This window comes from Streptomyces sp. NPDC058157 (genome assembly GCF_042884105.1).
In the GTDB taxonomy this organism is placed as follows: Bacteria; Actinomycetota; Actinomycetes; order Streptomycetales; family Streptomycetaceae; genus Streptomyces.
Genome location: NZ_JBHVUQ010000327.1, coordinates 1 through 305 on the forward strand (window position 1 = coordinate 1; position 305 = coordinate 305).

Annotated in this window: 1 protein-coding gene; it reads right to left on the reverse strand. The window is 74.1% G+C overall.

Annotation, left to right across the window (positions count from 1 at the left end; all coding sequences use genetic code 11):
• The coding region (locus ACFVXK_RS36970; RefSeq protein WP_389621272.1) for a hypothetical protein at positions 1 to 305 on the reverse strand (305 nt) is incomplete at both ends.

Below are 305 nucleotides of genomic sequence, written 5' to 3' on the forward strand. Positions count from 1 at the left end.
GCGGCCGTCTCCTGGCTGTCGGCGGAGACGAGGCGCCAGGCGGACTGGGAGATGGGGGACGAGGTGACCGGGATCGGGTCGGCGGTGGGGAGCGTGGTGCCGGTGGCCTTGAGCGTGAAGGCGGTCGTCTTCTGGCCGGTCTTGGTCCACAGGACGCCGCCGCGGTCGGCCGGGTCGAAGTACCAGCCGGTGGTGGCCGAGTCGTAGGCGGCCTTGCTCGCCAGGCGGGTCAGGGGGGCGCCGTCCAGGGTGAGGGCGGTGGGCGCGGAGGCCACGTGGAGGGTGAACTCGTAGCCGCGGGAGGC